The following is a 12,276-nucleotide window of genomic DNA, read 5'->3' on the forward strand; positions in this document are numbered from 1 at the left end:
CGTCTACCGCGCTTTTGGCGCTCACAGGATTGCGAGAGAGACTGTGGGGTATGACTAACCCGGCTGCCTTCGAGGCAGGAGAGAGCACCCCTGTCGACAGCCCGAGCGGATTCACTCTGTGGGCTGTTCTCCGTCGCGATCCCGCCCGACCCGACGACCTCGACGGCACCGATGTGCCGCGCGCGGTGCAGGAGCTCGAGGGCGTCATCGCCGACATCGAGCTCGAGAACGTGACGACCCGCGGGCTGTACGACGTCTCGGGGCTGCGCGCCGACGCCGACGTCATGATCTGGCTCCACGGCCCCGACGCGCAGGCCCTGCAGTGGGGGCTCCGCCAGCTGCGTCGCACCCGGCTCCTCAAGGCGCTGCTCCCGACGTGGAACGCGATGGGCGTTCACCGCGACGCCGAGTTCAACAAATCGCATGTGCCCGGTTTCCTCCGCGGCGTCGAGCCGAAGGAATGGCTGACGGTCTACCCGTTCGTGCGCAGCTACGACTGGTACCTGCTTCCCGACGAGGAACGCAGCCGGATGCTCGCCGAGCACGGTCGCAAGGGGGCCGCGTTCCGGTCGGTGATCGCCAACACCGTCGCCTCGTTCGCGCTCGGCGACTACGAGTGGATCCTTCCCCTCGAATCGGATCAGCTCGTCGACCTCGTCGACCTGATGCGCGACCTCCGCCAGACGGACGCGCGGATGCACGTTCGCGAAGAGGTGCCCTTCTTCACCGGACGCCGGGTCGCCCCAGCCGAACTCGTGGAGGTCTTGCAGTGACCGAAGCGCTGACGCGCGTTCTCGGGGCGACGGATGCCGCGGCGGCCGGCCCGGAATACGTCACCGAACCCGTGGCGTACGACGCCATCCTCCTCGCCGGCTTCGGCGGTCCTGAAGGCCAGGACGACGTCATCCCGTTCCTCCGCAATGTGACGCGTGGCCGGGGCATCCCCGAGGAGCGCCTCGAAGAGGTCGCGCACCACTATCGCCATTTCGGCGGCGTGAGCCCGATCAACGACCAGAACCGCGAGCTGAAGGCGGCACTCGAAGCCGAACTCGCATCACGGGGCATCGATCTGCCTGTGCTGTGGGGCAACCGCAACTGGGATCCGTACCTGCGTGACGCTCTCACCGAGGCGAACGAGCGCGGTCTCTCGAAGCTGCTCGCGATCGCCACCAGCGCATACTCCTCCTATTCGAGCTGCCGCCAGTATCGCGAAGACTTCGCCCTGGCCCTTCAGGAGACCGGGCTGCAGGGGACCGTCCAGATCGACAAGGTCCGCCAGTTCTTCGACCATCCCGGCTTCGTCACCCCGTTCGTCGAGGGTGTCCGCCGGGCACTCGACGAGGTGCGGGAGCGCGTGCCGGGTATCGACCCGGCGACCGAGGTCGAACTGCTGTTCACTACTCACAGCATCCCGTCGGTGGACGCGGAGAAGTCGGGCCCGTCCGATCGCGGTTTCGGCGCGGGCGGCGCGTATGCCGCGCAGCACCTCGCCGTCGCCGAAGTCGTCGTGCACGAGGCCGGCGCCGGCCAGGTGCCCTGGCGTCTGGTCTACCAGTCGCGGAGCGGGCCGCCCAGCATGCCGTGGCTGGAGCCGGACATCAACGACGCCATCGCTGAACTTCCCGCCGCGGGCATCCGCGCCGTGATCATCGTTCCGATCGGCTTCGTCAGCGACCACATGGAGGTCCTCTGGGATCTCGACAACGAGGCGATGGAGACGTCCGAACAGAACGGCCTCGTGGCCGTGCGGGTACCGACACCGGGCGTGCACCACGCCTACGTCTCGGGTCTGGTCGATCTCGTGCTCGAGCGCCGCGACGGTGTGCCGGTCGAGGACCGCCCTGCGATGACTGAGCTCGGGCCGTGGTACGACGTCTGCCGGCCCGGGTGCTGCGAGAACACGAGGCTCGGGTTCAGGCCGGCCGTGGCGGGGGTCGCGCCGTGAGTGCCGCATCCGCTTCGGGCATCCTGCGCGTGGGAACGCGGGGGAGTGCGCTCGCCGTCGCACAGACGACCGTCGTGGCGAACGCGATCGCCAAGGCGAGCGGCAAGGATGTCGAGCTCGTGACAATCACGACGCAAGGCGACACCTCGCGTGAGTCCCTGGCGTCGCTCGGGGGCACCGGCGTGTTCGCGAGTGCGTTGCGGGATGCGCTGCTCGCATCCGAATGCGACCTGATCGTGCACTCGCTGAAAGACCTTCCGACGGGCGCGCATCCCGGCCTGGTCATCGGCGCGGTTCCCCGGCGGGCGGATGCGCGCGATGCGCTGTGCGCCGCCGAAGGGATGACGCTGGACACGCTGCCCGAGGGCGCTCGGGTCGGCACGGGCTCACCCCGCCGCGTGGCGCAGCTGCTGTCACGTCGCCCCGACCTGCAGATCGCGGATCTGCGCGGGAACGTCGACACGAGGCTCGGCCGGGTCACCGGTGGCGACCTCGATGCGGTCGTGCTGGCTGCGGCGGGCCTCGAGCGCCTCGGACGCGCCGACGCCATCACGGAATACTTCTCGCTGTCGGATGCTCCGACCGCCCCGGGTCAGGGAGCGCTGGCCATCGAGGTGCGCGCCGGTGACGAACGCGGTCAGGGCGCACTCGCCAAAGCGCTCGCATCCGTCGACCATGTGACCACGCACGCCGCGGTCACGGCAGAGCGCGACGTGCTGGCAGGCCTCGAAGCCGGATGCGCGGCCCCGATCGGCGCGCACGCCCAGATCGACGACGGCCTGTTCTTCCTGACGGCGACGGTCTACCGGCCCGACGGCACCGACCACCTCACGAGTTCGCACGCGGCAACGCCGGACGGCATGAACGCCCGCGACCTCGCCGTCGCTGCGCACGACGTCGCGCAGCGGGTGGTGGCCGAACTGCTCGCGCTGGGCGCCGCCGACCTGGCACCCCTCGGGGGCATCCGATGAACGCGGCGTCCGCATCCGGTTCGGCCCACGGCTCGGCTCGCGGGTCCGCATCGGCCAAGCCGCTCGCGGGCTGGCGCGTGCTGGTCCCCCGGGGAGGCCCCTGGGGCGACGCCGTCGCGGCCGACCTCCGCTCGAAAGGGGCGTCGCCGATCGTCGCGGCGATGATCAACTTCGCCCCGACGGCCGACGCCCCCGCGCTGGATGCCGCCCTCACCTCGCTCGCGGCGGGCAGATTCGACTGGATGACCGTCACCAGTGCGACGACGGTGGATGTCCTGAGCGCGCAGCGGGCCGTCGTGCCGCCGACGACGAAGGTCGCAGCGGTGGGGGAGACCACCGCGGCGGCGCTCACCGCCGCCGGGTACAAGGTCGACCTCGTGCCATCGGAGGAGAACTCCGCTCGCGGACTCCTTGCCGAATGGGAGGCCGCGACGCAGGGTGTCGTGCCTCTGCGCATCCTGACCCTGCGGTCCGAGATCGCGAAGCCGCTCCTCACCGAGGGGCTGCGCCGGATCGGCCATTCCGTCGAGTCCGTCGTGGCGTACCGCACGATCGGTGTGCCGGTGCCCGAGAACGTGGCCGCCGACGTGGCCGCCGGTGCCGTGCAGGCGATCCTCGTGACGAGCGGTTCCGTCGCGGAACAGGTGCAGCTGCAGCTCGGGCCGATACCCGAACAGACGCTGGTCGCCGCGATCGGGCCGCAGACGGCACGGGACGCGCGCGATTTCGGCCTTCGGGTCGACCTCATCGCCGAAGAACGCACCGCCGCGTCCCTCATCGACGCCGTCGCCGACGTCGCGCGCGCTCGCGCCGCCCACTGACGCGCGCCGCGCTGACGCGCCGCGCACTGACGCGCCCCGCGCTGACGCGCCGCCCGCTGACGCGCGCGCCACTCACGCCCGCGTCGTCGTCGAACCTGCGGTCGACTTGACTGTTGTGGTCGCTCTGCCGGTCGAATAACGACCACTGGCGCCAACTCGAGCCCGAGGCGGGAACGGAGCGCGGCGGATGCGGTGCGCGGGCCGCGTAGGCTTGGGCGGTGAGCGAATTCACGCATCCTGTCGTCCGTCCCCGCCGCCTGCGGCAGTCCCCGGCCATGCGCCGGCTGACCGCCGAGACGCGCATCCACCCCTCCGAGCTGATCCTCCCCGCCTTCGTGCGCGAGGGCACCCCCGAGCCGCTGCCGCTGCAGTCGATGCCCGGCGTCGTGCAGCACAGTCTGGACTCACTCCGCCGGGCAGCCGCTGATGCAGCGGAAGCGGGCGTCGGCGGCGTGATGCTGTTCGGCGTCCCCGAGACGCGTGACGCGATCGGGTCGGCCGCGACGGACCCCGACGGCATCCTCAACGTCGCCACCCGGGCGGTCGTCGCCGAAGTCGGCGACGCTCTCGTCGTGCAGACGGATCTCTGCCTCGACGAGTTCACCGACCACGGCCACTGCGGTGTCCTCGATTCCCGAGGCGTCGTCGACAACGATGCGACCCTCGAGCGGTATCGCGAGATGGCTGTCGTCCAGGCCGAAGCCGGGTCTGTCGTGCTCGGGCTGAGCGGAATGATGGACGGTCAGGTCGCCGCCGTGCGCGAGGCCCTCGACGCCGCCGGGCACAACGACACCGCCATCCTCGCCTACGCCGCGAAGTACGCCTCGAGCTTCTACGGCCCCTTCCGCGAAGCGGTCGACTCGCAGCTGCAGGGCGACCGCCGCAGCTACCAGCAGGATCCGGCGAACCGCAGGGAAGGCCTGCGCGAGGCGCGGCTCGACCTCGAGGAGGGCGCCGACATCCTGATGGTGAAGCCGGCGATGAGTTACCTCGACGTGCTCTCCGACGTCGCGGCGTTCAGCGATGTTCCCGTCTGGGCTTACCAGGTCTCGGGAGAGTACGCGATGATCGAGGCGGCCGCCGCGAACGGCTGGATCGACCGGCGTCGTGCGATCGAGGAGTCGCTGACGGGCATCCGCCGGGCCGGAGCCGATGCGGTGCTCACCTACTGGGCGACGGAGGTGGCACGGTGGCTGCGCTGAGGGGGAGCGACGAGGATGCGCTGGCCGACGGTGCGGCGCTGGCCGACGGTGCCGCGCTGGCCGACGGTGCAGCGCTGGCCGACGGTGCAGCGCTGGCCGACGTGAATCTGGTCGAATTCGAGCGGGCCCGACGGGTCATCCCCGGTGGCGTCAACTCGCCGGTGCGCGCGTTCGGCTCCGTCGGCGGCACCCCCCGGTTCATGGTGTCCGCTCGCGGCCCGTACATCACGGATGCGGACGGCCGCGAGTACGTGGACCTGGTCGCTTCGTGGGGTCCTGCGATCCTGGGCCATGCACATCCTTCCGTCGTGGCCGCCGTCCAGGAGGCCGCCGCACGGGGGCTCTCGTTCGGCGCATCGACGCCCGCGGAGACCGCGCTGGCCGAGGCTGTGCGGGCACGTGTCCCGATCGTCGACAAGCTGCGCCTCGTCTCGACCGGCACCGAAGCGACGATGACCGCGATCCGGCTCGCCCGCGGTTTCACCGGCCGGCCCCTGCTGATCAAGTTCGCAGGACACTACCACGGGCACTCCGACGGACTGCTCGCCGAGGCGGGCTCCGGACTGGCGACCCTCGCGATGCCGGGTTCCGCCGGGGTCACCGAGGCGACTGCGGCGCAGACCCTCGTCCTTCCCTACAACGACCTGCCCGCGGTCCGGGCAGCCTTCGAGCATCACGGACCCGACATCGCGGCCGTGATCACCGAGGCGGCGGCAGCCAACATGGGCGTCGTTCCGCCCGACCCAGGATTCAACGCCGCGCTCGTCGACCTCGCCCACGAGTACGGTGCACTGGTCATCCTGGACGAAGTGCTCACCGGCTTCCGCGTCGGCCCGGCCGGGTTCTGGGGGCTCGACCGGTCGTACACACCCGACCTTCTGACGTTCGGCAAAGTGATCGGCGGAGGAATGCCGCTGGCGGCTCTCGGCGGACGAGCCGAGATCATGGACTACCTCGCGCCGAGCGGCCCGGTGTACCAGGCCGGGACGCTGTCCGGCAATCCGGTGGCTGTCGCCGCCGGACTCGCGACGCTCGCCGCAGCCGACGACGCCGTCTATGCGCGACTCGACGAGACGGCTGCGATCATCTCGAAGGCCGTGTCGGATGCGCTGACGAACGCCGGCGTCGCCCATCGCGTCCAGCGGGCGGGCAACCTCTTCAGTTTCGTGTTCGGGTCGTTCGAGACGGCACCCCGCACCTACGCCGACGTGCTCCGTCAGGAAGCGTGGCGGTATCGCCCGTTCTTCCACGCGATGCTCGACGCGGGCGTCTCGCTCCCGCCGAGCGTCTTCGAGGCGTGGTTCGTGACGGCGGCGCACGACGAGGCCGCTGTGGCTCGCATCCTCGAGGCGTTGCCGGCAGCGGCACGGGCGGCCGCGGCGGCGACGCCCGGATAGACGAGCCCCGGATAGACGAGCCCCGAGCTGACGAGCCCCGAGCAGAGGAGCCCCGAGCAGAGGAGCTACGGCCTCAGTTCCGGCCGGCTCAGCGCAGGCGGGTAGCCTTGCGCGGTGGCCCACGCGATCCAGCCCGCGGGCATCCAGCTCCCGTCGACGAGCTGCGGATGCTGCGGGTGACGGTTGGTCGCCCAGAGCACGAACACCAGCTCCGCCCAGTCGGTGACGACGCGCCAGGTGAGCGGCCCGCGGGTGGAACGCCCGCTGACGATCACGCAGCCGAAGGCCGCGAGCTGCATCATGTCGATCGAATTCCAGCCCCAGGGGAATACCCCGAACTGGTCGACGAGGTAGAAGCCCCGGTCGGTGACGACGATCTGCCCGCGAACCTGCGGGCGCCAGGTCACCTGGGCGTCTGCCTCGGCCTGCGCGCGCCGCGCATTGTTGTTGGACGAATTCACCGCCAGTGTCGTCGCCGCGAGCGCAAGGCCGAGCGTGCCGGTGCCGAACGCGAACGCGTTCGATGTCGAATACGATCCGTCGCCCGCCGCCCGGAACTCGTCAACCGATACGATTCCCCCGGCGAACGGCACCTCACCGTCGCGGAGGGGGAAGTAGGTCGGCACCCGCTCGTCCGGCACCTGGCCGCTGCGGATGTCGGTCACGATCCGGCATGTCGTCCACAGCGCCGTGTCCGCGGGAAGCCAGGGTCGGCCTGAGGGTGTGAGCTGGTCCACGAGACCGATCGTAGGGGCTGCCGCAGTCCGGTGGGGAGCGAATTCGCCGAGTGCTACAGGTCGGGGTTCGCGGATGCCCGTTCGACGGTCTCGACGTACGTGTACGTGGCCTCGTGTGGCCAGCCATCCGCATCCACCAGCGCGTAGACGTCGAAGGCGAGTTGCCCGCCACCGCCGGCCGCGCGGCGGAGTGTCTTCGGCGGAGTGTCGGAGGTTCCGCGCACGACCACGGTCTGCGGTGTCGCGTCGCGCCTGAGCAGTCGCGCCGAGAAGGTGAGGTGGCGTGCCACGGATGTCCTTTCGTCCACCCCATTCTGTCGCGCCCACCCCCGCGCACGAGCCAGCGCGAACGAGCCCACGCCCGCCCCCGCGCACGAGCCCGCGCACTAATTCGGCCCGAGCGCACTAGTACAACCACGTGCGCTCGGGCCAAAGGAGTGCGACGAGACGATGCTCGCGCGCGGACGCGCCCGCTATCTCACGACGGTCCCGCCGGACCTCCTCCGCGACAGCGCGTCCACCGTTGCGGCGAGGATCAGCACGCCACCGGTGACGAGGAAGTTCACACCGCCGGGGAGGTTGAGCAGGCCGAGGCCGTTGGTGATGACGGCGATGACGAGCGCGCCGATCGCGGCGTGCAGGAGTCGTCCGCGGCCACCGAAGAGGCTCACACCACCGACGACGGCTGCAGCCACACCGCTCAGGACGATGTCGCGACCGAATGCGGCGTCGACCGACCCGACCTTGCTGGCGCTGAAGAAGCCGGAGACCACCGCCAGCGTGGAACAGATCGCGAATGCGGCCCACTTGATACCGACCACCTTGATACCGGCACGGCGGGCGGCCTCAGCGTTACCGCCGACCGCGTACAGGTAGCGGCCGAACCGGGTGCGGTCGAGGACGAACGTTCCGATCCACAGGATCGCGAGGACGATCGGCACGACGATGGGCACACCCGACACCGCCAGGAACCCGGTGCCACGGTTCTGGTTCAGCAGGGCGATCACGATTCCGCCGATGACGGCGATGACGCCGAGCCGGATCCACAGCAGGATGATCGTGCGGCTGGCCACCCCGGCGCGCGCGCGGCGGCGGCGGTCGATGAACGCCTGGCCCGCGGTGATGCCGAGGATGACCACGAGCATGACCCAGCCCGCCCACGGGGGCATGTTGCTGTTCTGGATCGCGAGGATCTCGGGCTGCTGGATGCGGTACAGGCCGCCGTTCCCGATGATGATGAGCTGCAGGCCTTGCAGGCCGAGGAACAAGCCCAACGTGACGACGAACGATGGAACCCCCACCCTGGCCACGAAGAACCCGATGAAGAGACCGATCACGAGGCCGGAGAGCAGAGCTACCACCGCCGCCAGGATCCAGTTCATGTTGAGTCCGCCCGGATCGGACAGGACCACGAAGAGCGACATCGCAACACCGGAGGTGACACCGGCCGACAGGTCGATCTCACCCAGGAGGATCACGAAGACGAGCGCCATGGCCAGCATGACCAGGGTGGCCGCCTGGGTGAGCAGGTTGGCGAAGTTGCGTTCGGTCAGGAAGAACGGGCTCAGTGCGGTGAAAAGGATGCTCAGCACGACGAACCCGGCGATCGCGGGCAGCGCGCCCATGTCGCCGTTCCGCACCCGCTGGAAGTAGGCCACCGTCTGGTCGCGAAGCGTGCCGTCCTGGCCGCTCCCGATCATATCCGGAGCCGGGGTCTCCGGGACCGGGGTGTCCGATTTCGTTGTGACGCTCATACTGTCGCTCCCGTGTAGGTCTTGCTTCCGGTGATGTAGCCGACGACATCGTCGCTGTTCGTCTTGGAGGTCTCGACCTCTGCGACCATCTGGCCGAGGTAGAGCACGTTGATGAAGTCGGCGACCTGGAAGACGTCGACGAGGTTGTGGCTGATCATGAGCACGCCGACGCCGCGCTCTGCGAGTCGTTTGACGAGGGAGAGCACCTGTTCGGTCTGCGCGACGCCGAGTGCCGCGGTCGGCTCGTCGAGGATGACGACCTTGGCCGATTTCAGCACGGAGCGCGCGATCGCGACCGTCTGCCGCTGGCCACCGGAGAGTGACGAGACTTTCTGGCGAACGGACTTCACGGTTCGGACGGAGAGCGACCGGAGGGTCTCCGAGGCCTCGCGCTCCATCTTGCCTTCGTCGAAGGTGCCGAGTTCCGTCTCCTCGCGGCCGAGGAACATGTTCTGGACGATGTCGAGGTTGTCGCAGAGTGCAAGGTCCTGGTACACGACCTCGATGCCGAGATGCGAGGCCTCGCGCGGGTTGTGTAGTCCGACGACCTCGCCTTCGAACTTCACGACGCCTTCGTCGTAGGGCTGGACGCCCGCGAGGCCTTTGATCAGGGTGGACTTGCCGGCGCCGTTGTCGCCGACGAGTGCGGTGATCTTGCCCGGGTACACCTTCAGCGAGACGCCCTTGAGGACGCTCACCGGCCCGAAGCTCTTCTTCACATCAGTCATTTCGATGATGGGTGAATCCATGTGCGTTCCTTTGCTCGGGGCGACCGTGTCCCAATTGCGTGCTCAACGAAGAGTCTGCCACTGCCGGCGCTGCTGCCGAAGGACGAAGGCTCCGCGTCTGGGTTCATTCTGAACCTGACGCGGAGCCTTCGGTGGGATCGACAGTCCGCTAGCGGGCTCTCATTTCCTAGGTGTTATTTGACGCCGTACTTCGTGCAGGCTGCAGCGACCTCTGCGGTGCAGATGTCCGAAGCCTTCGCGTCGCCCGCGGTCACGACCTGCTCCACCTTGTCAGGTGTGATCAGGATCGGGGTGACAGCGATGAACGGCTTGCCGTACAGCTGCTGCTGCGTCGGCGGCTTCTGGCCCTTCAGGAGCGAGATGGCGAGCGTGGATGCCGCGTCGGCCTCGAGCTTGAACGGCTTGTACACCGTGGCGGTCTGCTTGCCCAGCAACACGTTCTGGAGGCCGGCGGTCGAAGCGTCCTGTCCGGAGACGGGGACCTTCAGGCCGTTCTTGTCCAGAATGGTGATGACACCGGCAGCGTTGGTGTCGTTGGCGACCCAGACTGCGTCGACCTTGCCGCCCAGGCTGGTGAGAGCCTGTTCGAAGTTGGTCGCCGACTTCTGGCCGTCCCAGACACCGGTCGGCTCTGCAGCCGGCTTGATGCCCGCGGCGCTCATGACCGCGACGGCGCCGTCATGGAACAGCTTGGCGTTACCGTCTGTCGGGTCTCCACCCATATAGACGACCTTGGCCGTCTTCGGGTCCTTGCCTGCGGCCTTGAGGCCGTCGACGATGGACTGGCCTTCGAGCGCGCCGACCTTCGTGTTGTCGAACGACACGTAGTAGTCGGCCAGCATCGACGGGGCGGATGCCGAGCCGGTGGTGATGGGGCGGTCGTAGGCGATGACCGGGATGCCCTGCTTCTGGGCCTTCTGGGTCACTGCCACGGCTGCGCCGTTGTAGTCGACGAGGATCATCACGCCGCAGCCCTTGGTGAGCTGCTGGTCGGCGATCGTCGCGTACTTGTTCGGGTCACCCTGGGCGTTCTGGATGTCGGCGGTGAAGCCGGCGTCGGTGAAGGCCTTGTCGAGGGCGGGGCGGTCACCGTTCTCCCAGCGCGGCGAGGACGCCGAGTCGGGGAGGATGACACAAGCTCGCTGAGCTGTGGTTGAAGTGGAGCCTGATCCGCCGCCGGAGCCGCTGCAACCGCTCAACAGCAGTGCTGTTGCGGCAGCGGCCACCGTGATGGGGATCCATGAAGATTTCTTCACGTCGTTCCCTTTCTTCTTTGAAGGAGGACACTCCTCGATGGCCACGCTCGGCTGTGAGCGATGGCTTCTAAAGTTTGGGCCAAATTGGTGACGTTGGCAACATACTTGCGCGTAACGGTTCGGTAACCCTGCCGGACGAGTGTTCGCGACCCGGCAGACTAGGACCATGGCCGATTTGCACGTTCACCCCGACCGCCTGGAGATCCGCCTCACACCGGCAGAGAAGGTGCTCGCGTTCCGACGCGACGACCTGGTGATTCCGCGTGACAGCATCCGTTCGGTGGCCATCACCGACGACCCGTGGATCTGGATCCGGGGGGTCCGTTCGCCTGGCGCCGCCGTGCCGCTGACGCTGGCCGCCGGTACGTGGAAGTTCCATGGCGGCAAGGATTTCCTGCTGCTCAAAGGCAAGCAGCGGGCGGCGGTCGTGCTCGACCTCGAAGGCGAGGATTTCGCGCGTGTGATCGTGTCGACGCCTCATGCGGCGAAGCTGATCGAGGCGCTCCGAGTGGTCGACGATGCGAGCCGCGAGCCCGGCGGCGAACGCATCGAATAGCGCGCTGGAGCTAGGAGGATCGCACTGCGATCCCGCGACGCCAGCGCCGAGGCAGCTGCGCTGCCGAGGGGTCACGCCAGGATGAAGAACACCAGCCCGGCGAGCGGGAGCAGGCCCTGGATGAGGGCAGCACGCACGTAGATCCGCCCGGTCGTCAGAAGCACGACGGATGCGAGCACCATGCAGGTCGCACAGAAGAACACGAGGCCGAATCCGACCTCGCGCAGAGTCGTCCAGTAGAGGACGAGCCCGACAGCGGCGCCGCCGGCGAGGAACAGGTTGTAGAAACCCTGGTTGTAGGCCATCGGCCGCACTGCGTCGGCGTCGCGCTGCGAACTGATCCCGAACCGGCGCCACACTTTCGGCGACGACCACATCACGCTCTCCATGCCGAAGATGACGACGTGAATGAGCACAGCGGCCGAGATCAGGATCGAACCGATGATGGCCATGGTGCGAGCATACGCTGGGGGGTTGCTGGGGGAGCGAGTCCGCCCGCCCGCCGTCAGCTCAGGAGGATGAGGACGAAGCCGACCAGGGGAAGGACACCCTGGATGAGTGCGGGGCGCACGTAGCCCCTGCCTGTGGTGACTAGCACGATGGCGGCGGCGACCATGCATCCGGTGGTGAACAGGATGAGGGCGAGGCCGGCCGCGTGCATCCCGATCCCGTAGAAGATGAGCCCGAGGACCGCGCCGACCGCGAGGAACAGATTGTAGAACCCCTGGTTGTAGGCGAGCGGTCTGGTGGTGTCGGCCGCTTCCTGGCTGGCCACGCCGAAGCGTTTCCAGATCGACGGGCGCGTCCAGCTGATGCTCTCCATGACGAAGATCGCGACGTGGAGCGCAGCGGCGAGTGTCACGAACACGGTCGCGAGGATGATCATGC

14 protein-coding genes are annotated in these 12,276 nt (G+C 68.6%); 7 read left to right on the plus strand and 7 right to left on the minus strand.

The features are described from left to right. Positions 1-50 precede the first annotated feature (50 nt). The 6 genes from hemQ (at position 51) to hemL (ending at position 6,336) form a co-directional block, all read left to right on the plus strand. Positions 51-773: a hydrogen peroxide-dependent heme synthase gene (gene hemQ, locus G3T36_RS06630; protein ID WP_163288745.1), complete on the plus strand. Its 723-nt coding sequence runs from the start codon at positions 51-53 to the stop codon at positions 771-773. Then, positions 770-1,945, plus strand: coding sequence for a ferrochelatase (locus G3T36_RS06635; protein WP_163288746.1), 1,176 nt, complete (start codon positions 770-772; stop codon positions 1,943-1,945). Before hemQ ends, G3T36_RS06635 begins: the two co-directional genes overlap by 4 nt. Then, positions 1,942-2,916, plus strand: a complete 975-nt coding sequence (gene hemC / locus G3T36_RS06640) for a hydroxymethylbilane synthase (RefSeq protein WP_163288747.1) — start codon at positions 1,942-1,944, stop codon at positions 2,914-2,916. The genes G3T36_RS06635 and hemC overlap by 4 nt, the downstream gene beginning before the upstream one ends. Next, positions 2,913-3,737 (plus strand): uroporphyrinogen-III synthase, encoded by an 825-nt coding sequence (locus G3T36_RS06645; RefSeq protein ID WP_163288748.1) that lies wholly within the window; start codon positions 2,913-2,915, stop codon positions 3,735-3,737. Before hemC ends, G3T36_RS06645 begins: the two co-directional genes overlap by 4 nt. Positions 3,738-4,012: 275 nt before the next feature. Next, a complete protein-coding gene (gene hemB, locus G3T36_RS06650; protein ID WP_193571026.1) occupies positions 4,013-4,939 on the plus strand; it encodes a porphobilinogen synthase in 927 nt (308 codons plus the stop codon). A gap of 92 nt (positions 4,940-5,031) precedes the next feature. Beyond that, entirely contained in the window at positions 5,032-6,336 is a 1,305-nt protein-coding gene (gene hemL / locus G3T36_RS06655) for a glutamate-1-semialdehyde 2,1-aminomutase (RefSeq protein ID WP_163289122.1), read from the plus strand. 65 nt (positions 6,337-6,401) lie between these two features. On the opposite strand, the gene G3T36_RS06660 is transcribed toward hemL, so the two are convergent. The 5 genes from G3T36_RS06660 to G3T36_RS06680 all read right to left on the minus strand — a co-directional run bounded on the left by G3T36_RS06660 (position 6,402) and on the right by G3T36_RS06680 (position 10,832). Further along, entirely contained in the window at positions 6,402-7,073 is a 672-nt protein-coding gene (locus G3T36_RS06660) for a hypothetical protein (protein ID WP_163288750.1), read from the minus strand. 53 nt (positions 7,074-7,126) lie between these two features. Next, complete coding sequence (locus tag G3T36_RS06665; RefSeq protein WP_163288751.1) at positions 7,127-7,363, minus strand: hypothetical protein; 237 nt, start codon at positions 7,361-7,363, stop codon at positions 7,127-7,129. A 183-nt stretch (positions 7,364-7,546) separates the two neighbouring features. After that, positions 7,547-8,827 carry a sugar ABC transporter permease gene (locus tag G3T36_RS06670; RefSeq protein ID WP_163288752.1) on the minus strand — a complete coding sequence of 427 codons (1,281 nt, stop codon included), beginning with the start codon at positions 8,825-8,827 and terminating at the stop codon, positions 7,547-7,549. Next, entirely contained in the window at positions 8,824-9,576 is a 753-nt protein-coding gene (locus G3T36_RS06675) for an ATP-binding cassette domain-containing protein (protein WP_163288753.1), read from the minus strand. Before G3T36_RS06675 ends, G3T36_RS06670 begins: the two co-directional genes overlap by 4 nt. Before the next feature lie 173 nt (positions 9,577-9,749). Further along, a complete protein-coding gene (locus G3T36_RS06680; protein ID WP_338031488.1) occupies positions 9,750-10,832 on the minus strand; it encodes a sugar ABC transporter substrate-binding protein in 1,083 nt (360 codons plus the stop codon). 166 nt (positions 10,833-10,998) lie between these two features. Between G3T36_RS06680 and G3T36_RS06685 the strand changes: the two genes are divergently transcribed. Beyond that, on the plus strand, positions 10,999-11,388 hold the full coding sequence (locus G3T36_RS06685) for a hypothetical protein (RefSeq protein ID WP_163288755.1): 390 nt from the start codon (positions 10,999-11,001) through the stop codon (positions 11,386-11,388). Positions 11,389-11,459: 71 nt separating this feature from the next. Here the strand turns inward: G3T36_RS06685 and G3T36_RS06690 are convergent, their stop codons facing one another. Together G3T36_RS06690 and G3T36_RS06695 are read right to left on the minus strand one after the other, a co-directional pair. After that, positions 11,460-11,840 (minus strand): DUF1304 domain-containing protein, encoded by a 381-nt coding sequence (locus G3T36_RS06690; RefSeq protein ID WP_163288756.1) that lies wholly within the window; start codon positions 11,838-11,840, stop codon positions 11,460-11,462. A 53-nt stretch (positions 11,841-11,893) separates the two neighbouring features. Beyond that, a complete protein-coding gene (locus G3T36_RS06695; protein WP_163288757.1) occupies positions 11,894-12,274 on the minus strand; it encodes a DUF1304 domain-containing protein in 381 nt (126 codons plus the stop codon). Between the last annotated feature and the right edge of the window lie 2 nt (positions 12,275-12,276).

This window comes from Leifsonia tongyongensis (genome assembly GCF_010686705.1).
Taxonomy (GTDB): Bacteria; Actinomycetota; Actinomycetes; order Actinomycetales; family Microbacteriaceae; genus Diaminobutyricibacter; species Diaminobutyricibacter tongyongensis.